Consider the following 24,375-nt stretch of genomic DNA (forward strand, 5'->3'; position numbering starts at 1 on the left):
TTACTTATGTCTGTATTAGACTCAAAAGTACCTAAAGGTCCGTTGAAAACGAAGTGGACCGATTATAAGAACCATATAGATTTAGTTAACCCTGCTAACAAACGTAATATTGATGTAATCGTTGTTGGAACAGGATTGGCAGGTGGTTCTGCTGCTGCAACTTTAGCAGAATTAGGCTATAATGTAAAAACATTTTGCTACCAAGATTCTCCAAGAAGAGCTCACTCTATTGCTGCACAAGGTGGTATTAATGCTGCAAAAAACTATCAAGGTGATGGTGATTCAACTTACCGTTTATTTTACGATACCGTAAAAGGTGGTGATTATCGTTCTAGAGAAGCAAACGTATATAGATTAGCAGAAGTTTCTGCAAATATTATTGACCAATGTGTTGCCCAAGGTGTACCATTTGCACGTGATTATGGCGGACTTTTAGACAACCGTTCTTTCGGTGGTGTATTAGTTTCTCGTACTTTCTATGCTAAAGGACAAACTGGCCAACAATTATTGTTAGGCGCTTATTCTGCAATGAACAGACAAATTGCACGTGGTAAAATTACCCCGTTCAATCGTCATGAAATGTTAGATGTAGTAAAGGTTGATGGTAAGGCTCGTGGTATTATCGCTCGTGACTTGGTTACTGGTGAAATAGAACGTCACTCAGCACATGCCGTAGTTATTGCTTCTGGTGGATACGGAAATGTTTATTTCCTTTCAACAAATGCAATGGGATCGAACGCTACCGCTGCTTGGAAAATACACAAAAAAGGAGCATTTTTCGCAAACCCTTGTTATACTCAAATTCACCCAACGTGTATTCCTCGTTCAGGAGATTATCAGTCTAAACTTACGTTGATGTCTGAATCTTTACGTAATGATGGTCGTATTTGGGTGCCAAAGAATATGGATGATGTAATGGCAATACGTGAAGGCAAGAAAAAGCCGACCGATTTGTCTGAAGATGAAAGAGATTATTACTTAGAAAGAAGATACCCTGCATTTGGTAACTTGGTTCCACGAGATGTTGCATCGAGAGCTGCAAAAGAACGTTGTGATGCCGGTTACGGAGTAAATGCAACTGGTGAAGCTGTGTATTTAGATTTTGCATCTGCAATTCAACGTTACGGTGTTGAACAAGCTAAGATTCATAATATCTCAAATGCTTCTGCCGATAAAATTTATGAATTAGGTGCCGCTATCGTAAAAGCGAAGTATGGTAACTTATTTCAAATGTATGAGAAGATTGTTGATCAAGATCCATACAAAACACCAATGATGATTTACCCAGCGGTACACTATACTATGGGTGGTGTTTGGGTTGATTATAACTTAATGACTACTGTAGAAGGTCTTTACTGTATAGGTGAAGCAAACTTCTCTGATCACGGTGCAAACAGACTTGGTGCTTCTGCGTTAATGCAAGGTTTAGCTGATGGTTATTTTGTATTGCCATATACAATTGGTGATTATCTATCTCACGAAATTCGTACCGGTAAGATAGCAACCGATACTCCAGAATTTGATGCTGCTGAAAAAGAAGTAACAGATAAAATTAATTTCTTTGTGAATAACAAAGGGTCTCACTCTGTAGATTATTACCATAAAAAATTAGGTAATATTATGTGGGAGAAATGTGGAATGTCTCGTAACGCTGAAGGCTTAAAAGAAGCTATGGCAGAAATTAAGGCTCTTCGTGAAGATTTCTACAAAAACGTTAGCGTACCTGGTACTGCAACCGAACTTAATGCAGAATTGGAAAAAGCTGGTCGTGTAGCAGATTTCTTGGAACTTGGTGAGCTATTCGCTAAAGATGCCTTAGAAAGAGAAGAATCTTGTGGTGGTCACTTTAGAGAAGAGTCGGTTGAGATTGGTGGAGAACAAGCAGGTGAAGCAAAACGTAACGATGTTGATTTCGCATTCGTTTCTGCATGGGAATACAAAGGAGAACCTGGTGATGCAGTTTTACATAAAGAAGAGCTAGAGTTCAACGAGATCGAATTAAAACAAAGAAGTTATAAATAAATAGTATTGAGCTATTACATATGATTTACTTCATAAAATAATACTCATTACTCAATACTTAAAATATGAATCTGACATTAAAAATTTGGAGACAATCAAATGCCCAAGATAAGGGTAAAATGGTCGATTATAAAGTGACAGAGATTTCTGAACATATGTCGTTCTTAGAAATGATGGATGTTCTTAACGAACAGTTGATTAACAAGGGTGAAGAGCCTGTAGCTTTTGACCACGATTGTAGAGAAGGTATATGTGGTATGTGCTCTATGTTTATTAACGGAGAAGCACATGGACCAGATAGAGGTGTAACTACTTGTCAATTGCACATGCGTATGTTCAAAGATGGCGATACTATTACAATAGAGCCATTTAGAGCAAAAGCATTTCCTGTAATTAAAGATTTAGTTGTTGACAGAAGTTCATTTGACCGTATACAACATGCAGGTGGGTACATTTCTGTAAACACTTCAGGTAACACTCAAGATGCTAATGGTATTCCAATATCCAAGCACGCTGCAGATGAGGCAATGGATGCCGCTACATGTATTGGTTGTGGTGCTTGTGTTGCAAGTTGTAAAAATGCTTCAGCAATGTTGTTTGTAGGTGCAAAAGTATCTCAATATGCATTATTGCCACAAGGTCAAGTAGAAGCTGTAGACCGTGTTCAAAACATGGTTGCACAAATGGATTTAGAAGGATTTGGTAATTGTACCAATACCGGAGCATGTGAAGTAGAATGCCCTAAGGGTATTTCATTGGAAAACATTGCAAGAATGAACCGCGAATTCTTAAGTGCTAACGTTAAAAGTTAGACATAACAATCATAAAGTTTTAAAAAATCTCGACCGTAAAGGCTCGGGATTTTTTATTTTTAAGATATGTCAAAAGACTATCCTAAAGAAAGAATTAAAGTACCTAGGTTCAACGAAGCATCAGGATATTACACTACACCTCAGCGATCTAAAATCATGAGTAAGATCAAGGGTAAGAATACCAAACCTGAACTAGCTTTTAGAAAAGCATTATACAGTGCCGGATATAGATATCGAATAGATTACAAAAAATTGATTGGTAAACCAGACATTGCCTTACCTAAATACAAAACAGTCATATTTATAGATGGGGAATACTGGCATGGCAAAAATTGGTCAGAACGAAAACCAAAGGTTAAAACAAATCGCGAATTTTGGATTGCTAAAATAGAGCGCAATATGCAGCGTGATAATGAAGTAAACAAAGAACTTAATCATTTAGGCTATACCATATTCAGGTTTTGGGAATCTGAAATCAAAAAAAATCTAGACGAATGCTTAGCGATTACCCTAAATCATTTAAATACTGTGCAAATGAGCACAAAATGAGTTTTATAAATATTTAACCCTTGAAAACCCCTATTTAATACAGCCTTAACGGGTATGAGCATGTATGATTAGTAACTTAGTGAAGAACAAAATTATTAATCTAAAAACTAAATATTATGAAGAGGATAGCAATTTTAGCTACAAATGGATTTGAAGAAAGTGAATTAAAATCTCCAAAAGAAGCCATGGAAAAAGAAGGCTTCAATGTGGAAATTGTAAGTTTAGAAAAAGGAGAAATAAAAGGTTGGGCAAACGGAAAATGGTCTAACAGCTATAAAGTAGATAAAACACTAAGTGAAGTAAAAGCGGAAGATTATAATGCATTAATATTGCCTGGTGGAGTAATTAATCCAGATTTATTAAGAAGAGAAGAAACGGCTTTGAATTTTGTACGTGACTTCTTTAAACTGAAAAAGCCAGTAGCAGCAATTTGCCATGCACCGTGGACATTAATTAGTGCAGGCGTAGTCAAAGGGAGAAAAATGACATCATTTAATTCCATTAACGATGATTTAGTAAATGCAGGAGCCAATTGGGTAGACCAAGAGGTAGTAGTTGATGAAGGATTTGTAACAAGTAGAAATCCGGATGATTTACCAGCATTTAATTCCAAATTAATTGAGGAAATAAAAGAAGGTAAGCATGAAATGCAACATGCATAATTCATTTTAATGGAAATGAAAAGCCCAACCAACAGGTTGGGCTTTTTTTATATCCGTATTTAAAATTCATACATTTACTACTATGGATTATACACCACTTACCAAAGCCTCTAAATTAACAGAAGTAAAGACAACAATTTTTACAACCGTTGGCAATCTAGCACGTAAACATAAGGCTATTGATCTATCTCAAGGTTTTCCAAATTTTCAGGCTGACAGCAAATTAAAGTCATTGGTAAGCGAGGCAATTAATATTGGTTATAATCAATATGCACCCATGCAAGGCTATTACGGACTTAGAGAAGTTATATCAGACAAAATAGAAACGCTACATAACCGCGAGTATAATCCTGAAAGTGAAATAACGGTAACCGTTGGCGCCACACAAGCTATTTTTACCGCTATTACAGCCTTCGTTAACAAAGGCGACGAGGTTATTGTCATAAAACCTGCATACGACTGTTATGAACCTGCAATCATATTAAATGGAGGCATACCGGTTTTCGTTCAATTAAATGCACCAGATTATAAAATTGATTGGAACATTTTTCGTAGTAAAATTAGTGATAAGACTAAAATGGTCATCATAAATACGCCTCACAACCCTAGCGGAACAATGTTAACCAAATGGGATATGGAGCAGCTAGAGAATATATTAAAACCAACCAATATTATTCTTTTGAGCGACGAGGTTTATGAGCATATCATTTTCGACGGACAAGTGCATGAAAGTGCTTCGCGATTTACAGATCTAGCCAACAGGAGTTTTGTCTGCGCATCATTCGGAAAAACATTTCATGTAACCGGTTGGAAAATGGGCTATTGTGCAGCGCCTGCTGAATTAATGGCTGAGTTTAGAAAAGTGCATCAATTTGCGGTTTTCTGTGTAGACCATCCGGTGCAACGGGCATTGGCTATATATTTGAAGAATCCATCACACTATTTAGATTTGAACAATTTTTACCAGCAAAAACGAGATTTCTTTCTTGAAGGAATAAAATCGTCCAAATTTAAGTTTAAACCATCCAAAGGCACATATTTTCAACTATTGGATTATACCCATATTTCAAATGAAGAAGATGAAGCTATAGGAAAACGATTAATTACTAAAAACCGAATAGCATCTATACCAATTTCATCTTTCAATGTCGATAACAGAAATGATCATATGTTGAGATTCTGCTTCGCCAAAAAACAGAAAACTTTAGAAAAAGCAGTTGAAATTCTATGCAAGCTCTAACACCTACTTATTAAAAAGCAGCATTTACCTTAGACATAAATTCACCAATTTTACTAGGCTCTAACCAACGTGTTACTACAACCACATCATTCTCTTTATCTATAACAATAAAGTTACCACCAAAACCAGCAGCATAATAGATGTTTTCAGATAATCCTTCCCAATGTCTAGCACCCTTTTTATTTAACCACCACATATAGCCGTAATTCGCATTTGGGATTGAAGGAGTTGTTGCTTTCTTTATCCAATTTTCTGAAATCAATCGTTCATTCTTCCATTTACCATTATTTAAGAATAACATACCAAAACGAGCCATATCTTCTGTGCTAATGAATATTCCTGCCCCTGAGTGTCCGCCACCGGTTACAGATTTCATTTGAAGTCCGTCAATTTCTGTCCAAGCATCATCATAACCAAACCAGCGCCATGTAGAAGATGCTTCAATTCTATCCATAATTTTCTCCTTTAATACTAAAGGCATTGGTTTGCGCCATACATGTGTAAGCGAATATGCAAGCACATTTACACGAACATCATTATATTCCATAACAGTGCCTGGTTCTTTTGGCTGAGCCATTTTCCAATCATCAATATCGCCTTCACTTGGTGGCCTATCTGCCCAATCTTTTACTCCCCACAACTCACCAGACCAAGCCGAATTCTGCTGCAATAAATGTTCCCAAGTAATTTTAGAATTATGGGTACCATCAAAAGTGCCGTCCCAAATGTAGTCACCTACCAAATTCTTAGTATCCGTAATTAGCTTTTCGTCTTCGGCAAGACCAGCCATTGTGCTCAAAAAACTCTTAGTTACACTGAAAGTCATATCAACTCTTTTGGTATCTCCCCATTGAGCAACTACATATCCATTTTTAAGAATCATGCCTGCAGGACCGCCACGTTTCTTAGTCGGACCTAATATTTTATGAAAAGGTTCTTTTTCAAAACCTTTTACGATTGCAATACGCAAATCTCTAGAGCCTGAATATTCATTTGCCTCTGCAAAATCTACCGCTTCATTTAGCTTAGCATCTTTGATTTTAAAGTCTTTTGGTGCTTTTATTTCCCAGTCTGCATTTCGTTCTGGAAAGTAATATTCTTGCCCCTGTAAATTAAAAAAACCAAGGAGCGCTACGAAGGTGATAAAATGTAATTTCATGAAAGTTAATTTGAAACTACAAGGTACTTAAATTGAAACGCATTAACCAATCTGTCTGTTCATCTGAACCTATAAAATATGGGTGCGTATCAAATTTTTGGAATCCGTATCGTTCATAAAATTTTATGGCGCGTTTATTCTCTTGCCAAACACCTAACCATAACATTTTCTTATTTCGTTCTTTAGCAATAGTTTTAATGTGATGAAGAAATTGCTCGCCTAAACCTAAACCTTGATGTTTCTGTAATACATATATACGTTCCAATTCAATACTATCATCTTGCTTAAGTTCTGACTGTGCTTCCTTTACATTTAACTTAAAGTAACCAACAACTTCATTGTTAGTGTATACGAAGTAAAAATCGCTGTTAGGATTAAGAAGTTCCTTTTTAATAGTTTCTAATGCAAACGCTTTTTTAATGTAGATTTCAAAATCTTTAGGGTCGTTGTCTTTAGCAAAGGCAGAAACAAAAGTTTGTTCTGAAATTGACCTTAATTGATCTAGTTCTTCGAAAGAACATAAAGTGTAAGTAAGTACCATACCCCTAAAATAAAAAAAGGAGCAAATTACTTTGCTCCTAACCGGGGGAAATTTTATAAAATGGTTGATTTGGTAACTTTTCTGTTTCTAATAATGCATGTTTATAACATGCAATAGCTCGTAGGCATTTTTCATTTGCGAACTTTTATTGTTTTTCGGCAAACAATTTACCTTCTGTTCTCATAAGTATTGTTCCTTCATCTGTCTTTTGCATTTTAACGAAATCATTGGGGAAATCTGTACCTGGGTAACTAACGATATATACATCATCATTAACACTCCAGTTAAAATCTGTTAGATAAACTACCTGACCATCTTTATAACCGTGAAAGCGACCTAAATAAACATCATTGAAAATCCATTCTTCATTATCAATAACCATCTTATTTGTATTGGCAGCCGTTTTCACGGTGTGATTCCATATACCAATTATAGGATCGTTATTTTCTTCAATTTTTGAACAAGAGGCAACAAGTACCAACAAGATTAGGCAACTAAATACATACTTCATTTTAGGTTAAGTTTTTCAAAGCGATTTGGGGTTCACTTTTTATTACATTTCAAATATATGTAGTCTTTTTCTTACAATAAAATATTTGTGGTAAAACTTATTAAAATTGTGGTGAACCTAGACGAGTTAGTTAATCAACTATGACTAAAAGTTTAATTATAGGTTATTAAAATTTTCAACGTTTAAAAAAAAGGCAAAAAAAAAGAGCGACCTATTAAGTCGCTCTTTTTTAATTTTATAAAAGTAATTTATAACATAAATAACTTTTTAGTAAGTCTTAGAAATCCACTAAAAAAGTCGTTTCTATAAACTTGAATTTTATGTTCGTTTGCTGTGTGATTAATTCGAGAATTCATGACGGTTAAGCAATTAATAGGTTATGGGTTTCATTGAGGTCTAAAGATACATCTGTTGTTCTTAAACATGACAATAAATGTTGTGTACTGAATATAACCTGTTGTAAAAAATAAAAAAAGCTTATTTCATCGATGATTTACCCAACCCTACTAAACATTCATCTCTATAACTTCTCCTCTAATTATTAGATTACCTTCAGTAGCAGCTTTAATATCATCTACAGATACACCTGGCGCTCTTTCTAATAGCAAAAAGCCATCTTCTATAACCTCAAGTACTGCCAAATTAGTTACTATCTTCTTAACACAACCAACCCCTGTTAAAGGAAGACTACACTTCTTTAATAGTTTAGACTCACCTGCTCTATTGGTATGCATCATAGCAACTATGATATTCTCTGCAGATGCTACAAGGTCCATAGCACCACCCATACCCTTAACCATTTTACCTGGAATTTTCCAGTTGGCTATATCACCGTTCTCAGCGACCTCCATAGCACCAAGAATGGTAAGGTCAACATGTTTACCTCTAATCATAGCAAAACTCGTTGCAGAGTCAAAATAAGATGCACCAGGTAGCGCGGTAATAGTTTGCTTACCGGCATTTATTAAATCTGCGTCTTCTTCCCCTTCAAAAGGAAATGGACCCATACCAAGTATTCCGTTTTCACTTTGAAACTCTACACTAATATCTTCACGAACATAATTAGCAACTAGGGTAGGAATACCAATACCTAAGTTTACATAATAACCGTCTTCCACTTCTTGTGCAATTCTCTTTGCAATTCCGTTTTTATCTAACATGCTCTTATTTTTGACGTACCGTTCTTTGTTCTATTCTTTTCTCGTAATCTTTTCCTTGAAAAATGCGTTGCACGAATATTCCTGGAATATGTATTTGGTTTGGATCTAGTTCTCCTTCAGGAACTAATTCTTCAACCTCAGCCACAGTAATTGTTGCCGCACCACACATACACGGATTAAAATTTCTAGCAGTACCCTTAAATATTAAGTTACCCGCAGCATCTCCTTTCCAAGCTTTAACAAAAGCAAAATCTGCCTTAAATGCTTCTTCTAATATGTACATTTTCCCATCAAATTCACGCACCTCTTTTCCTTCTGCCACTTCGGTTCCATACCCAGCCGGAGTGAAAAAAGCAGGAAAACCGGCTTGTGCAGCTCTACATTTTTCAGCTAATGTACCTTGTGGTGTTAGTTCAACTTCTAACTCTCCACTTAACATCTGTCGCTCAAATTCATCATTCTCGCCAACATAAGAAGATATCATTTTTTTAATTTGATGTTGCTGCAACAATAATCCCAAACCAAAATCATCAACTCCCGCATTATTAGAAATACAAGTGATATCCTTTACACCTAAATTAACCAATTCACTTATCGCATTTTCAGGTATTCCACAAAGACCAAAACCACCTAACATAAAGGTCATTCCGTCTTTTACTTCTGCTAATGCATCGGTTACGTTTGCTACTGTTTTACGTATCATTTTTTATTAAATTAACTAGTCACTAAATTACCCAATTAAAATGGATTAAATAAAAAAAGGTCTTGGTTTACACCAAGACCTTTTCATTATTACAATAGAATATGCCTAGAAATCTAAATCTTCTAGGTCATCTTCAATATCATTATCTTCTTTAATATCAGCTGCAAACTCATCGCAATTAATTTCTATCGACATATTACTTGGCTTCTCAAAATCTTCTTTAGAAATACCTAGCTCTTCGTCTGCATAATTCTTGGTCATATACAATCCCCATATTGGCAGCGCCATTGAAGCACCTTGACCGTATGTAATACTTTTAAAGTGAACAGCTCTTTCTTCACCACCTACCCAAACACCGGTAACTAGATTGGGAACCATACCCATAAACCAACCATCACTATTGTTTTGTGTTGTACCCGTTTTACCTGCGATAGGATTTGTCAATTTATAAGGGTACCCAGTAATTATTTCATCATACTCTGGTCTCCACTTATTATAGCCGGTAGTACGTAATCGTGTACCTGAACCACCTTGAGTAACACCTTTCATTAAATCTAATATAGCGTATGAAACATCTTTACTCAACACATCTTTAGTTTCAGGAACGTATTCATATAAAACGGTACCATCTTTATTTTCTATACGGGTTACCATAACTGGCTTTACATATACCCCTTGATTGGCAAAGGCACCATATGCACCAACCATTTCATATACATTTACATCTACAGTACCTAAAGCAATTGCAGGTACTTCCAAAATATCTCCGCTCAAGCCTAAATTACGTACCATACTAACAACAGATTTCGGACCTACCTCATCTATTAATTGCGCTGTAACTGTGTTTACAGAATTTGCCAATGCCTTTTTCAAGGTATAGCTATTACCTGAATACTTAAGATTAGAATTTCTTGGGCACCAAGGCTCCACATTACCATGCTTACCAGCTTCTATACAATATTGTGTATCTGGGCGAGTTTCACAAGGTGATAATCGTAATTGATCTATTGCAGCTGCATACACAAAAGGTTTAAAAGTAGAACCTGCCTGCCTTGCACCTTGTATAACATTGTCATATTGAAAATGCTTGTAATTGATGCCGCCTACCCATGCTTTAACATGACCGGTTTGTGGCTCCATAGACATCATTGCCGTTCTTAAAAAAGTTTTATAATAACGAATGGAATCTCTTGGTGTAAGTATGGTATCTTTTTCTTTAGTCGGACTTTTCCAATCGAAAACAGTCATTTCTGTTTTCTTATCAAAAGACTCACGAATCTCTTTTTCAGATTTGCCAGCGCTTTTCATAATTTTCCATCGATCAGAATTCTTCATGGCACGTTCCATAATACCCTTCGTTTCCTCTGGAGTAATATCTAAGAAAGGTGCTGTCTTATTTCTATCTGGTGTATTTTGATGAAAAAACTCCGCTTGTAATTTTGTCATATGCTCATTGACCGCCTCTTCTGCATTAGCCTGCATTTTAGAATCAATGGTCGTGTAGATTTTGAGTCCGTCTAAATACAGATTGTACTTATCTGGCTCATCACCGATTGCTGGTTTTGGATTCTTATTTATCCAATCTTTCATGAAACGTTGCAAATACATTCTAAAGTAAGTTGCCAAACCTACGCTATGCGTTTCTGGATTATAATTAATATCCATTTTCATAGCCTGTAGCGAGTCTTTTTCTACCTCTGTGATGTACTCGTACCTTGCTAACTGTCCGAGAACAATGTTTCTTTTCTTAAAAGTAATTTCCTCTCGTCTTAATGGATTAAAAAGAGATGAGTTTTGCAACATACCAACCAACATGGCAGATTCTTCGATTTTAAGGTCTTTCGGTTCTTTACCAAAATAAATACGAGCTGCAGAACGTATACCATCGGCATTATTACCAAAATCATAGATATTCAAATACATACTAATGATTTCTTCTTTGGTATAACTGCGCTCTAACCTAATAGCTAAAACCCATTCTTTAATTTTTTGTGTATATCGCTTCCATCCTCTTGCTGCCCTTCCAACAAAAAGTTGACGAGCCAATTGTTGAGTTATAGTACTTGCTCCACCCCTTTTTCCTAAATAGAAAAATGCTCTCAATGTACCGCGAGAATCAATACCAGAGTGGTCCATAAAACGTATATCCTCACTCGCCATAAGAGTATTTACCAAATTTTCTGGTAGCTCTTCAAAGTTTACATCGGTACGGTTATCATCTAAATAGAATTTACCTAACAAATTACCATCAGAAGAGATGATTTGTGAGGCTAAATTGGTCTGCGGATTTTCTAAATACTCATAAGGAGGCAATTCACCAAAAAGTCCCCAAGAAGCAGATAGGAAAATTAATGCAACAATAGCAATACCCGACCCAAACAAAATCCAAAACCATAATATGAATTTCGAAAAACTATTCGTTGTTTTTTTCTTTACCTCTTTTGCCATTGTTTACGGGGTGCTTTTTGTTACTTCTATTCCTACATCGGTAATGCCTTCTAGCCCAATTATACCAGAAACATTACCATTTTTACGCATCGCCTGTGATACCTCAATAGTATATACGCCAGAAGATGAAAAAACGATGTTTTCTTTATACCATAATTTATTTTCTTTGATGCTACCACTACCCTTGCCAAGCCATGTGCCATCTGGTAAGGACATCGCATATTCTAAAGTGTCTTTGGTTACTTCGCCTTCAGGTGTAGTCAAAGATGCAATTATAAATAGATTGCTATATGGGAAAGTATTGTCATTGCGAACATTGATAAAGATATCATGAGCCGCAATAGTATCCATTTTAGATAATGAAAATTCAAGAACATTATCTTTGTTCCAAACACCATCTTCTAATGTTCGGTATTCAGTCTTAATAATATTGCTGTCACAAGAAGCAAATAGCACTAATGCTAAAAAACAACAAGATATACTACGCATCCTTCTTTTGATTTCTATTACGATTTCTGTTCTTGTTCTTATTTCGGTTGCGATTTTTGTTTTTATTCCTGTTTTTATTATTGTTTCCGCCACCTTTTGGTCTATCAAAACGTGTAAGACTGTCTTGCCCTACTACATTTTCGAAAACTACTTTTTCTTCAACGGCAATTTCCATTGCATACATCTCCAAACTAGCTACTTTCTCTTTCTTTTTATTCTTTTCTAAAATTTCATTTACCTGATCTTTAGAAAGCACATGCCAACTACCTGGATCTTCTCTATATGAAAACCACAACATCTCTTTAAAAATGTCAGTTTTCTGGCAAAAAGCTAGTCCTTTTTCAGTAAACAATTTTGTGTCTTGAGCAGGAAAATCTTTAAGAGCGTCTACATACACGTCTAGCTCATAATTTAAACAACACTTCAATTTACCACATTGACCAGCAAGCTTTTGCGGATTCAATGATAGTTGTTGGTAACGTGCTGCAGAAGTACTTACAGACCTAAAATCTGTTAACCATGTTGAGCAACATAACTCTCTACCACAAGACCCGATACCACCAAGTCTTTGTGCCTCTTGACGATACCCGATTTGACGCATCTCGATACGAATACCGAACGCCTTTGCCATATCTTTTATCAACTGACGAAAATCTACACGTTCATCTGCCGTGTAATAAAAAGTAGCTTTAGAGCCATCACCCTGAAACTCAACATCAGAAATTTTCATTTGAAGCTTTAAGATAATAGCGATTTCACGTGCTCTTTTCTTAATTTCTTCTTCTCTATCTCTACATTTTTGCCAAATATCAATGTCTTTCTGGCTCGCCTTTCTATACACTTTCGGTGCCTCTTCATCAGTAAAAGACACTTTTTTCCGTTTCATTTGCACACGTACTAGTTCACCAGTTAAGGTAACCATACCAATGTCATGACCAGATTGTGCTTGTGTGGCAACTATATCGCCAATGGAAAGTGAGAGATTCTCTGTATTTCTAAAAAACTCTTTTCTACTATTTTTAAATCTTACTTCAACAAAATCGAATGGTCGTTCCCCATTAGGGAGCGACATATTTGAAAGCCAGTCAAAGACTGTCAGTTTATTGCAACCATCTGTACCGCAAGTACCGTTATTCTTGCATCCCTTTGGTTGTCCATCCTTACCGGTAGAACAACTACTACAACTCATATTATATATATATTGGTTTGGTCGAATTTTATAAAATTCACCAAAAAAGGTTCATAAAAAACTTATAGGTAAAGATACAGTTTTTTTAATGTGAAATAAAAGTGAAATTAGCGGAGTGGGTTTTAAATAGTGACTTTACCAATAACTCAAGCCCTTTTTTAAAACACAAAAAGACTGCGAAAAACGCTGCCTTTTTATAATATATCGTATTGTTTAATGACGTAAGCCTTATTTAAACAGAAAGCTACTTTTTAAACTTCAGCACTTCTGAGCGACCTTTTTTAAATATCTTATTACTTACAACCTTACCTTTTCTCAACGCTTTTTGTTCTTCAAAAGGCAATTCATGAACCTCTCTACAAGTATCTGAACAGCAATTATTCATTTTTTCTGCACAAGATGGGCATTGAATAAATAATAAATGGCAAGCTTCATTTGCACAATTAACATGCTCATCGCAAGACTCACCACATTGATGACAATTGGCAATAATATCATCACTAATACGCTCTCCCCTTCTGTGATCAAAAACAAAATTCTTACCCTTGAATTTATTTTCAAGATTGTTTTTCTCTACTTGTCTTGTGTATTCAATGATTCCGCCTTCTAGTTGATATACTTGTTCAAAACCTTTGTGTTTATAATAAGCACTAGCTTTTTCGCAACGAATTCCACCAGTACAGTACATTACCAATTTCTTGTCCTTTTTATGATCAGCTAAATCACGTTCAATAATATCAAGTGAATCTCTAAACGTATCAACATCGGGAGTAACTGCATTTTTAAAATGACCTATTTCACTTTCATAATGATTTCGCATATCTACCAAAACCGTATCTGGATCTTCAATAAGTTCATTGAACTGCTCTGCGCCAACGTGAATACCTTTGTTGGTAACATCAAAAGAATTGTCTTCCAATCCGTCGGCAACGATTTTCTTACGCACTTTAACTTTCAACTTTAAAAAAGAAAGGTTGTCTTGCTCAATAGCAATATTAAGTCGCACATTCTCTAGAAAAGAAATGCTATCCAAATGCTCTTTAAAAACATTGAAGTTTTCAGCCGGAACGGAAAGTTGGGCATTTATACCTTCGTGAGCAACATAAATTCGCCCAAGAACATCCATATCGTTCCAGTTGATAAAAAGGTGGTTTCTAAAAATGTTGGTATTACCAATGTGTGCATAGGTATAGAAAGAGATAGTAAGGCGTTCCTTACCCGCTTCTTCAATTAAAGCTGCTCTTTCTATTGCACTTAACGTATTGTACAGTTGCATGCTATACTAATAATTTAAGTCTGCCATTTGGCAGAAGGTTTATAGAAAATTTTTGAAGGACAAAAATAGTTATAATATTGAAAAATGCACCTATTTTATTACCGTTTACCGCGTTATAACATAAAAAAGAGCCTTGTTTAGAACAAGACTCTTAATCGACTATTCCATTCTTTTCTTTTTCATAGCATTCTTAAAGAATAGAAAAAGAAGATAGTCACCTATAATCGCCGACACTAAAAACAGCGATTTATAACCAATGAAGTAACTTCTATTTTATAAAAGATAGTAATTGCTTAAAATGGTTGCGTAATCGATTCAATATTATTCAATTCAAAAAAGAATTGGTAATTTAGCTTTCCAAAAAAATAGAAAATGAGTTCTGAAAAAGAAGCAAAATTAAAAGCATTAAAGTTGACCCTTGACAAAATGGATAAGACCTACGGTAAGGGCGCTGTAATGAAAATGGGGGATAGTGTTGTTGCAGATGTTGAAGTGATACCTTCTGGCTCATTAGGTTTAGATATTGCCTTAGGCGTAGGGGGTTACCCAAGAGGTCGTGTAATTGAAATTTACGGACCAGAATCTTCAGGTAAAACAACCTTGACTTTACATGCAATAGCAGAAGCGCAGAAAAATGGGGGTATTGCAGCATTTATTGATGCAGAGCATGCTTTTGACCGTTTTTACGCTCAAAAACTAGGTGTAGATATAGACAACTTAATTATTTCTCAACCAGACAACGGTGAGCAAGGTTTAGAGATTGCAGATAACTTAATTCGTTCTGGAGCAATCGATATTGTAGTAATAGATTCAGTTGCGGCATTGACACCTAAAAGTGAAATTGAAGGAGAAATGGGAGATTCTAAAATGGGTCTTCACGCTCGTTTAATGTCTCAAGCACTTAGAAAATTAACCGGTTCTATCAGCAAAACAAACTGTACCGTTATATTCATTAACCAATTACGTGAAAAGATTGGTGTAATGTTCGGTAACCCAGAAACTACTACTGGTGGTAACGCACTTAAATTTTACGCATCTGTTCGTTTAGATATTAGAAGATCTACACAAATTAAAGATACAGACGGTAATGTTCAAGGTAACAAGACCAGAGTTAAGGTTGTAAAGAATAAAGTAGCTCCACCTTTCCGTACCACTGAATTTGATATTATGTATGGTGAAGGTATTTCTAAAGTTGGTGAGGTTATCGACTTAGGTGTTGAATATGAAATAGTAAAAAAGAGTGGTTCATGGTTTAGCTATGGCGACACAAAATTAGGTCAAGGTCGTGATGCTGTTAAAAACCTACTTTTAGATAACCCTGAATTATTTGAGGAATTAGATGGTAAAATCAGAGAAGCCATTGCTGCCTTAAATGCTTAAATTCAGTTTTATTTAAGTAAACATAAATGAATTAACGCAACCATTGCACTTCATTCTCATCTTAAAACAAAACAGTTATATGATGAGAAATAAGTTGATGCTGTTGACCTTGGTCATAGCATTTATATGCAATGGTTGTTCTATTGATGATGATGACGCCAATTTCCATTTTACAGCATTGGAAATTGTCGATGCAGAAGTACCAGAATCTTTTATTCTTAATGAGACTTATAAGATTTCTGTAAATTATTTAAAACCCGATAGTTGTACATACTATGAAGGTTTTGACGTTGTTAAAGATTCCCTGACCACTAGAAGTGTTGTTGCCATTGGCGCAGTAAAAACTGATATTGATGATTGTATGGAAGAATTAATTCAAGAAACGGCGTCTTTCAACTTCCAGGTAATTTATACCGAACCCTATACATTTAGATTTTACAAAGGCGATAATAGTGACGGAGAGGCAGAATATATGGAAATTGTCGTTCCAGTAAACAACCCTTAAAACAACCAACCATTTGTGAGTCTAGAAGAACTCATACATAATTGCAAAAAAGGAGACCGTAAAGCACAGGAGCTATTATATAGAGCCTATGCCACAACCCTCTATGGTATATGCCTAAAATATTCCAAATCAAAATCGCAGGCAGAAGACACTCTACATGATAGTTTTATGACGATTTATGATAAAATAGGTCAGTTTAAAAACAAAGGTTCTTTTGAAGGTTGGATGAAAAGAATTACCGTAAATACTGCGCTACAAAAATATAGAAAGCAAGAATACCTTAATGTAGTTACAGATAATACCGAAGAAGAAGTTACCGTAGATAACGTTTATGATGACATAAGCTTGCAAACGTTGCTCAGCTACATTCAAGAATTACCTAATAAATACCGCGCTACATTCAATTTATATGTAATGGATGGCTACACGCATAAAGAAATTAGTGAACTGTTAGGCACCACTATAGGCACCTCAAAATCTAATCTTGCTAGGGCACGCGCATTATTAAAAGAAAAAATAGAAACTAAGATCACGCAATCAATTGTAAGTATCTTAATTATAATATCAACACACTTTTTATAATCCTCGTGATTATAGACAGAAACAGTACTAGATGCAGAAGAAGAATATAGACGAACTTTTCCGAGATAAACTTTCGGACTTCAAGCAAACACCAGACAATAAAGTTTGGCGTGCGATTGATGCGTCATTGGACAAAAGGAAAAAGAGAAGGGTCATACCATTTTGGTGGTCATTTGGGGGTATTGCTGCCTCTATAATGATTAGTTTATTAGTATTTAATCCGTTTACAGAAGAACACACTACCAATGAAATTCTGGTGGACACTAAAAATGAATCAGAAATACTAAATGATATTGAACCAACTACCAAAACTAGGATTTTTATTGACTCTATAGACACTACTACTAATGCTGTAGTTGAACAAAATATAGTTAGTGATAGCGAAGCGAATAGTGCTAAAAATAAAGCATTGAACAATCAGGAAGAATCTAATAAGATTGTAGCGTCCAAGACTAAAAATAGTTACAACAAGAATATTGAACCTGAGAATAATGCTATAGCTGAAAACAATAAAAATGTTTCAGAGAAAAGTAATTCTACTAACGAGGCTTTACTTGCTGAACATATCCCTTTAAAAGCTGTTGACATTAATGATTCAGAAAACGTATCAAATAACATTCTAAATACAGACAGATCAATTGCTACAACAAACAAGGATTCTAATTCACATTTAGATTTTAGCCCTAAAGAATTAGAAAGTTCAATCGCTGAAAATAGTACTGTAGAAGAGGTTAACAAAGAACTTGAATCGAACAAGAAATCTATTTTTGAAGAGATTGAAGATCAAGAAGAGCTAAAAAAGAAAAAAGTAACTAGTAATAGATGGTCTGCAGGACCAAATGTAGCTCCTGTATATTTTAATGCCATTGGCGAAGGCTCTCCGGTAAATTCAATTTTTAGTCCTAATGCAAAATCAGGGAATGTAAATATGAGTTACGGAGTCTCTGTAGCATACGCGGTTACCAAAAAGTTGACGATACGTTCAGGAATTAACAAAGTAGATTATGGTTATGATACTGAAGATGTTGCTTTTTCATCTTCATCGGCTTTTGCACCGAATAATGGACAATTAAGCTCTATTGATTATGCTGAAACCTCTAGTACCTTAAAGATTTCTAGCAATAGGGTTGCTTCAGAAAAATTCAACACTACGAATTCTACCCAAGACATCACCGCAAAAAGTCCATCAAGAGATGGCTATATGTCGCAACAGTTCGGTTATCTTGAATTACCTGTTGAATTAAATTACGCGCTTATAGATAAAAAATTCGGCGTTAACCTTATTGGTGGTGTTAGTTCTTTATTTTTAATTGACAATGCAGTATCCTTGACTTCTGGTGAACTGACCACTGAAATAGGAGAGGCTAATAATATTAACGACCTAAATTTTAGCGCCAACATGGGGCTAGGTCTTAATTACAATTTTTCACAAAAGGTGCGGTTTAACGTTGAGCCTATTTTTAAATACCAACTGAATACCTTTTCTGATGTAAACGGTACTTTTAGACCCTATTCTGTGGGAGTTTACAGTGGACTAACCTTTCAATTTTAAATTATAAATATGAAGAATTATATATTGTGTTGCCTTTGTTTAATGAGCATTTCTATACATGCTCAAAATATAGATGATGAGTATATAACTTCAGAAGAACATCAAGAATTAAAAATTAACGGTCTCTTTTTAATCTTAGGCGCCATTGAGTTGGATTATCAATATTTACTAAACGAAGAATCTGCTATCGGTATTGATGTCTTATATGCTTATGATGATGAGAATCTCGATGTCAACTATTATGTATCGCCTTACTACCGTCAATATTTTGGGAAAAAATACGCTTCTGGTTTCTTCGTAGAAGCTTTTGGTATGTTGAATTCTGTTGATGATTACACTTATGGTTCTTATTATGATGAGCCAGCAGATTCTTATTATTCAAGTTCTGGATACGAAGAAAACATTGTCGATTTTGCCTTAGGCATTGGCACAGGTGTTAAACTACTAACTAAAAGAGGTTTTATCGTAGAAATAGACGCAGGTATTGGCCGCAATCTATTTAAAAACGATAGAGACTTTACAATTATCGGTAAAGGCGGTATTAACCTTGGTTACAGGTTCTAGCTATTTTTGGTTAAATCGTTAAGTATCGTTTCTCTAACACTTGTTCTAAGCTGTGCCGTATCTTCCGGTCGTATTGAATGTGTTTCAACAAATGAATGTACTCTAGCCCTGCACTTACCTGGTCCTCCACTTAAAAATGTAAAAGAGAATCGTTTTTTATTATCATAAAAAGTCATGGGTACTACTGGTATTTTATGAGCAATAGCCATTTTAAAAGCACCATCTTTAAATTTATCTAACAATACATGTTCTTCAGGCACACCACCTTCAGGAAAAATACAGATACTCAAACCCTGCTGCAGTCTTCTTTGCGCCCGTCTATATACACCTGTTCTACTTTGTGTATTGTCTCTATCTACCATTATACATACACGTTTATAGAAAAATCCAAATAAAGGAATTTTAACCAACTCTTTCTTGCCAACAAATACAAAAGGGTTTCTACTAACCACAAGCATCAGCATAATATCTAACATACTTGTATGGTTCGCCACCAACATATAACTCTTCTTTTTAACCAATTGTTGGTCATATTTCACTCTAGGAAAGCAAAACATACCATATAGTATAAATCTTGCCCATAGGTTTCTGGCCATCCAGAAAAACTGAGGATACCAAGCCTCCCTTGAGGCAAAAAGGACAAGAAATGGAAAAAAGAGTAGAATAGGAATGGCCACTAGAATATAAAACCAAATACGGTATATCGTTTGACCGGTTTGTTTAACCAATTTAAGCATAAATCAAAAGTAGTTATTTAGGATAGTTTTTTTGTATTTGTTTTACCTTTGCTTTCTTAGAATAAAGAAAATGGCAAGAATTTTAACAGGCATACAAAGTACAGGGACTCCGCATTTAGGAAATATTTTAGGAGCGATTAAGCCAGCAATAGAAATGGCAAATAATCCGGCTAACGAATCTTTTCTTTTTATTGCAGACATGCATTCATTAACACAGATTAAAAATGGCGCAGAATTACGTCATAATACCTATGCTGTTGCTGCAACTTGGCTGGCCTTTGGATTGGATATTGAAAATACCGTTTTTTATAGACAGAGTGATGTGCCTCAAACGGCAGAACTAGCTTGGTACTTAAGCTGTTTTTTTCCGTACCAACGTTTAACGCTTGCACATTCCTTTAAAGACAAAGCTGATAGGTTAGAGGATGTAAATACCGGACTCTTCACCTACCCTATGTTAATGGCTGCAGATATTCTATTGTATGATGCCAATATTGTACCTGTAGGAAAAGATCAAATGCAACACATAGAAATGACACGCGATGTAGCTTCTCGTTTTCACGCACAGTTAGGTGAAACTTTTGTTTTACCAGAGGGCAAGGTTCAAGAAGAAACCATGTACATACCAGGCACAGATGGTGCAAAAATGAGTAAGAGCAAGGGTAATTTAATCAGTCTTTTTCAGACGGATAAAAAATTACGTAAGCAGATAATGGGAATACAGACGGATAGTACGCCTATGGAAGACCCAAAAGACCCTACCAATGATAATGTATTCGCTTTATATAAAATTCTAGCTAGCCAGCCTCAAATTGAAGAAATGAGCGCCAACTACCTAGCGGGAAATTATGGTTACGGTCATGCCAAGCAAGCACTTTATGAAGTAATAGTAAATAAGTTTGAAGAACCTCGTGAGAAGTTTGAATATTACATGAACAACCTAAACGAGATAGATGATGCTTTGGCCTTAGGTGCAGAAAAGGCAAGAAAAGTAGCTGATGGAGTGCTAGGAAGAGTTCGTGAAAAGCTGGGTTATTAATTTCTAGCCTTAAATACCACAAATATCAAAAACCGACCACTAGGTCGGTTTTTTGTTTTAATAAACTTACTACCATTTGTAATTTTCCGATTTGAAATGACGAAATATCGATGAAAGTTCAAAACAATAAGAATACAATTTAAAATACAACTAATTACAGACCAAGTAGTTTGTAAAAATTTAATCCGCAAGGAATTTATCAGATAAGAATTAAGGAATTTAAAACCAGAAAAGATAAAATAATACAAGAACCTCAAAAATTCTAAGGTTTTCCTATTGACTTCCGCAAAAAAAAAAAAAATAACTTGACCAAAATTAATAACCCACCTTCATGAAAAAATTTTTAAAAAGAGCAGTACCATCCTTAGTTTTTTGCCTGATACCGTCAATTATATTTCTAGGATGCGTAGAAAAGGATATAGAATCTATAACCATAGACTCCTTAGAAATTGAAGAAAACGCCTTTTCGATCGAGACTGAAAGTCGAATAAAAACCCTAACTTATGATGAGATACCAAGTGTAATGAACGATTTAATGTCTAGAATAGGCAAAAGCTCTAAAAACATAAATACAGGCAAATTAAAACATAATAATGTTGCAATCTTTCTTGAAGATATAAAAGAGATTGTAAACGAAGGTAGTAATAGAAATTACACCTTTGCGTTAGATGTAAAAGATTCGCCAAATTATATTTATAACCTAATAATGACCAAGGGCGAAGATGGTTCAATGCAAGATCCAGTTATAGTAGGTTATAAAATGAAGCCTAAAGATTTAAACACCTTTTTTGAAAACGGGGAAGATTATAATTATTTTATTACCGAGTATCGTTATTATAAATTTGATGCTTTTTTCGAGGATAGTAAATTCAATCGTGTTGGCAAATCTGGAGATTGTGGTGGTGGCACCACTGGGGGTAATACAGGAGGTTCTTCACAAACTCCTCCAGGTGGCACGTTCAACCACAACTATGGTGGACATTCAGTAACAAATATTTTTAGTAACGATGCGGTCAATATACCCTATGGCTATACCTCAACCATAAGAACACAAAATGCTCAAGTGAATACGGTCAGTACGGCAGGTACTAGTGGTACTGTGCAAATAGCGACCACAGGCCCTACAGGTACATTGTTAAGTCATAATGTGCCAACGCAAACAGTTAGCGTTCAGGTCACCAGTGAAGGCAATGGCCCTTCTGGACCAGGAGATATCTGTTTGGTGGTGACCACTTTTGGTGACGGACATGTTACTATAGACAATATACCCTGCCAAGGAGCACAACAAAAAACAAACAACACCTCTAAAAGCGGCGATTGTACAGGCCCAGACGGCACTTTCGCCATCAATACCGCTGCTAGGTCTATCGAAAAATTGGATTATCACTTGCCAGGTGGGCTTAATGCCGGCCAGTTAAATTGGTTCAACGATAGTAATTTTCCCGAACGAAAATTTATGGCCCAAGATTTGGTATGGTTTCTTTTGGACAACAACAAATCTGAAGAATCAATTATTTTTGTTCTAATGGCTGTTGATGCGTTGGTTAATGGCGGAAGTGTAGATGTTGATGATAGGATAATTAGAGATAAAAGTTTCGTAAATTCAAAAGCCAATTGTGTTCTTGATATTTTACTAAAGCAAACAGGTTATTTTAAGGAAGTGATGGATGCCTTTACAAATAATAATAGCGAATATAAATTGAAATTTACAACGGGCCCTGTTAGGGATGGTGCGGATGCACAAACTAGTACACCAGATGCAAATGGAATTATAACAATTACATTTAGGCCTGCTTCTGCTGAAGCTAAAGATTTGGAAATAGCCGGAATATTACTACATGAAGGAGTTCATGCTCAATTACAAAGAATAATTGCATCTGGTAATAATGTAAAATATAATCTCACAAATGATCAGTATACCTGGTTAATTGATTTAAATAAATGGTGGGAAGGTCATTCCGTAATGCCCGTTGAAACTGCTCAACATGATTTTATGTCCGTTCTATACGTAAATCCTATAGCAGAAGCAGTTAGAAAATATGATAATTATAAACATTCCAAACAGAACTATATGTATTTCGGATGGGAAGGTTTATATGATGAAGGAAGTAATAGAGGTCTGATAAATATGAGTCAATTCAATGAATTTACTAGACTTGCACAAATACCATTAACCGATAATCATAAAACATCATGCGAATAATTAGAATTCTCGTCATTTTGTCAATATCCATTCTAGTTTTTGATGGTTGCAGGATTAAAGAAAAATCTATAAATCCTGATGCGATTAATGTATACATTGGGGACTATATAAATAATCAAAAGTATGATATTAGACTTTATGACCCACCACCACCGCCGCAATGGAAAGATAGCCTAAAGCATATCGGGAGAATGAAGCCTGATTCAATTGTAAGCAACCTTGTACCACTTAAAATTTACATAGACCTTGAGATTAAATTCGATTCTAATTTTCTACATGACCAAAAACTGAAAAGAGATTTTAGCTTTATGGATAATAATGAATTTCCGGCTAAGAATTTTCTTTTAGAAAAAATAAAGTTTGATGAAAAGAAAGGTGTTGAACTAGAATTCCTTTCAAGTGAGGAATTTTTTAAAAAGCAAGATAAAATTCAATTTAATGAAGACTATGGCGGATTTATAAGTTTTAGAAATTTATATTACTCGAAAGATGGAAAAAAAGCCGTTTTTGAAATGAATTTTTACAAAAGAAGATTAAATTCAAGTTCATCTATTATTTACGCAAAAAAATTGAGTGATGGGTCTTGGAAATATCAATCTGAACTAAAATCAATTTCTTAGATGATAAGTGAAAAAAGAACAGTAAAATTCTTCCAAGTTTTAATTTATTTATCGGTAATGAATTTATTTGCTCAGGAAAAAACAAGAAAGGTTAATAAGGATACCTTGTTTTTTAATTATGATCACGCTTATTTGAAAAAAACTCTGCCTGATTTGAACTTAGTCTGTATTACTGAAGATACTAATAGTACAAGTTTACATACAAGTCTAAATTTTGAATTAGAAGAAGTAAGAACTATTAAAACCGATACTGTTCTTAATTTAAAAAGATATTTACAACGAAAAGGACTTTATAACGAAAAGCATTTATCATATAGGCATCAGAAAATATTTGATAAATTTAATTCTAATGTTGTTATTTTTATAGACACAACAAAAAGTGAAACCAATAAATTTTACAAAGCATCTGCAATATTAGGAGTTGAATAATCT

The 24,375-nt window shown here is 35.0% G+C and carries 24 protein-coding genes; 14 read left to right on the forward strand and 10 right to left on the reverse strand.

Annotated features, from left to right (window positions below):
- Positions 1 to 6 precede the first annotated feature (6 nt).
- The 5 genes from Q4500_RS04410 (at position 7) to Q4500_RS04430 (ending at position 5,285) form a co-directional block, all read left to right on the forward strand.
- Positions 7 to 2,022: a fumarate reductase/succinate dehydrogenase flavoprotein subunit gene (locus Q4500_RS04410; RefSeq protein WP_299798673.1), complete on the forward strand. Its 2,016-nt coding sequence runs from the start codon at positions 7 to 9 to the stop codon at positions 2,020 to 2,022.
- A gap of 65 nt (positions 2,023 to 2,087) precedes the next feature.
- Positions 2,088 to 2,834 (forward strand): succinate dehydrogenase/fumarate reductase iron-sulfur subunit, encoded by a 747-nt coding sequence (locus Q4500_RS04415; RefSeq protein ID WP_303598515.1) that lies wholly within the window; start codon positions 2,088 to 2,090, stop codon positions 2,832 to 2,834.
- 66 nt (positions 2,835 to 2,900) lie between these two features.
- Positions 2,901 to 3,383: a very short patch repair endonuclease gene (locus Q4500_RS04420; protein ID WP_303598516.1), complete on the forward strand. Its 483-nt coding sequence runs from the start codon at positions 2,901 to 2,903 to the stop codon at positions 3,381 to 3,383.
- 116 nt (positions 3,384 to 3,499) lie between these two features.
- Positions 3,500 to 4,045: a type 1 glutamine amidotransferase domain-containing protein gene (locus Q4500_RS04425; protein WP_303598517.1), complete on the forward strand. Its 546-nt coding sequence runs from the start codon at positions 3,500 to 3,502 to the stop codon at positions 4,043 to 4,045.
- An 82-nt stretch (positions 4,046 to 4,127) separates the two neighbouring features.
- On the forward strand, positions 4,128 to 5,285 hold the full coding sequence (locus Q4500_RS04430; protein WP_303598518.1) for a methionine aminotransferase: 1,158 nt from the start codon (positions 4,128 to 4,130) through the stop codon (positions 5,283 to 5,285).
- 10 nt (positions 5,286 to 5,295) lie between these two features.
- On the opposite strand, the gene Q4500_RS04435 is transcribed toward Q4500_RS04430, so the two are convergent.
- The 9 genes from Q4500_RS04435 to Q4500_RS04475 all read right to left on the reverse strand — a co-directional run bounded on the left by Q4500_RS04435 (position 5,296) and on the right by Q4500_RS04475 (position 14,761).
- Positions 5,296 to 6,444: a serine hydrolase gene (locus Q4500_RS04435; RefSeq protein WP_303598519.1), complete on the reverse strand. Its 1,149-nt coding sequence runs from the start codon at positions 6,442 to 6,444 to the stop codon at positions 5,296 to 5,298.
- A gap of 16 nt (positions 6,445 to 6,460) precedes the next feature.
- A complete protein-coding gene (locus Q4500_RS04440; protein ID WP_303598520.1) occupies positions 6,461 to 6,985 on the reverse strand; it encodes a GNAT family N-acetyltransferase in 525 nt (174 codons plus the stop codon).
- Between the two features lie 145 nt (positions 6,986 to 7,130).
- Positions 7,131 to 7,496, reverse strand: a complete 366-nt coding sequence (locus tag Q4500_RS04445) for a hypothetical protein (RefSeq protein ID WP_303598521.1) — start codon at positions 7,494 to 7,496, stop codon at positions 7,131 to 7,133.
- 506 nt (positions 7,497 to 8,002) lie between these two features.
- Positions 8,003 to 8,656: a CoA transferase subunit B gene (locus tag Q4500_RS04450; RefSeq protein ID WP_303598522.1), complete on the reverse strand. Its 654-nt coding sequence runs from the start codon at positions 8,654 to 8,656 to the stop codon at positions 8,003 to 8,005.
- Positions 8,657 to 8,660: 4 nt separating this feature from the next.
- The gene (locus Q4500_RS04455; protein ID WP_303598523.1) at positions 8,661 to 9,359 is read right to left on the reverse strand and encodes a CoA transferase subunit A; all 699 of its coding nucleotides are present in this window, start codon (positions 9,357 to 9,359) and stop codon (positions 8,661 to 8,663) included.
- 105 nt (positions 9,360 to 9,464) lie between these two features.
- Positions 9,465 to 11,807 carry a transglycosylase domain-containing protein gene (locus tag Q4500_RS04460; protein WP_303598524.1) on the reverse strand — a complete coding sequence of 781 codons (2,343 nt, stop codon included), beginning with the start codon at positions 11,805 to 11,807 and terminating at the stop codon, positions 9,465 to 9,467.
- A 3-nt stretch (positions 11,808 to 11,810) separates the two neighbouring features.
- Complete coding sequence (locus Q4500_RS04465) at positions 11,811 to 12,296, reverse strand: gliding motility lipoprotein GldH (protein WP_073241568.1); 486 nt, start codon at positions 12,294 to 12,296, stop codon at positions 11,811 to 11,813.
- Positions 12,289 to 13,485 carry a regulatory iron-sulfur-containing complex subunit RicT gene (locus Q4500_RS04470; protein ID WP_303598525.1) on the reverse strand — a complete coding sequence of 399 codons (1,197 nt, stop codon included), beginning with the start codon at positions 13,483 to 13,485 and terminating at the stop codon, positions 12,289 to 12,291. The genes Q4500_RS04465 and Q4500_RS04470 overlap by 8 nt, the downstream gene beginning before the upstream one ends.
- A 244-nt stretch (positions 13,486 to 13,729) precedes the next feature.
- On the reverse strand, positions 13,730 to 14,761 hold the full coding sequence (locus Q4500_RS04475) for a rhodanese-related sulfurtransferase (RefSeq protein WP_303598526.1): 1,032 nt from the start codon (positions 14,759 to 14,761) through the stop codon (positions 13,730 to 13,732).
- Positions 14,762 to 15,133: 372 nt separating this feature from the next.
- On the opposite strand from Q4500_RS04475, the gene recA reads away from it, so the two are divergent.
- The 5 genes from recA (at position 15,134) to Q4500_RS04500 (ending at position 19,344) form a co-directional block, all read left to right on the forward strand.
- A complete protein-coding gene (gene recA / locus Q4500_RS04480) occupies positions 15,134 to 16,141 on the forward strand; it encodes a recombinase RecA (protein WP_027065412.1) in 1,008 nt (335 codons plus the stop codon).
- Between the two features lie 79 nt (positions 16,142 to 16,220).
- Positions 16,221 to 16,646, forward strand: coding sequence for a hypothetical protein (locus Q4500_RS04485; RefSeq protein WP_303598527.1), 426 nt, complete (start codon positions 16,221 to 16,223; stop codon positions 16,644 to 16,646).
- Between the two features lie 15 nt (positions 16,647 to 16,661).
- Positions 16,662 to 17,228 carry an RNA polymerase sigma factor gene (locus Q4500_RS04490; RefSeq protein ID WP_133685886.1) on the forward strand — a complete coding sequence of 189 codons (567 nt, stop codon included), beginning with the start codon at positions 16,662 to 16,664 and terminating at the stop codon, positions 17,226 to 17,228.
- Positions 17,229 to 17,259: 31 nt separating this feature from the next.
- Complete coding sequence (locus tag Q4500_RS04495) at positions 17,260 to 18,780, forward strand: outer membrane beta-barrel protein (protein ID WP_303598528.1); 1,521 nt, start codon at positions 17,260 to 17,262, stop codon at positions 18,778 to 18,780.
- 9 nt (positions 18,781 to 18,789) lie between these two features.
- The gene (locus tag Q4500_RS04500) at positions 18,790 to 19,344 is read left to right on the forward strand and encodes a DUF3575 domain-containing protein (protein WP_303598529.1); all 555 of its coding nucleotides are present in this window, start codon (positions 18,790 to 18,792) and stop codon (positions 19,342 to 19,344) included.
- Here the strand turns inward: Q4500_RS04500 and Q4500_RS04505 are convergent.
- The gene (locus Q4500_RS04505) at positions 19,341 to 20,081 is read right to left on the reverse strand and encodes a 1-acyl-sn-glycerol-3-phosphate acyltransferase (protein WP_303598530.1); all 741 of its coding nucleotides are present in this window, start codon (positions 20,079 to 20,081) and stop codon (positions 19,341 to 19,343) included. The genes Q4500_RS04500 and Q4500_RS04505 overlap by 4 nt on opposite strands.
- Positions 20,082 to 20,151: 70 nt before the next feature.
- Between Q4500_RS04505 and trpS the strand changes: the two genes are divergently transcribed.
- From trpS to Q4500_RS04525, 4 genes are all read left to right on the forward strand, one after another.
- Positions 20,152 to 21,120, forward strand: coding sequence for a tryptophan--tRNA ligase (gene trpS / locus Q4500_RS04510; protein ID WP_303598531.1), 969 nt, complete (start codon positions 20,152 to 20,154; stop codon positions 21,118 to 21,120).
- A gap of 331 nt (positions 21,121 to 21,451) precedes the next feature.
- The gene (locus tag Q4500_RS04515) at positions 21,452 to 23,323 is read left to right on the forward strand and encodes a hypothetical protein (RefSeq protein WP_303598532.1); all 1,872 of its coding nucleotides are present in this window, start codon (positions 21,452 to 21,454) and stop codon (positions 23,321 to 23,323) included.
- On the forward strand, positions 23,314 to 23,943 hold the full coding sequence (locus Q4500_RS04520) for a hypothetical protein (RefSeq protein WP_303598533.1): 630 nt from the start codon (positions 23,314 to 23,316) through the stop codon (positions 23,941 to 23,943). Before Q4500_RS04515 ends, Q4500_RS04520 begins: the two co-directional genes overlap by 10 nt.
- A complete protein-coding gene (locus tag Q4500_RS04525) occupies positions 23,944 to 24,372 on the forward strand; it encodes a hypothetical protein (RefSeq protein ID WP_303598534.1) in 429 nt (142 codons plus the stop codon).
- The last annotated feature ends 3 nt before the right edge of the window (positions 24,373 to 24,375 follow it).

Origin of the sequence: Maribacter sp. 1_MG-2023 (assembly GCF_030547005.1) — a bacterium.
In the GTDB taxonomy this organism is placed as follows: domain Bacteria; phylum Bacteroidota; class Bacteroidia; order Flavobacteriales; family Flavobacteriaceae; genus Maribacter.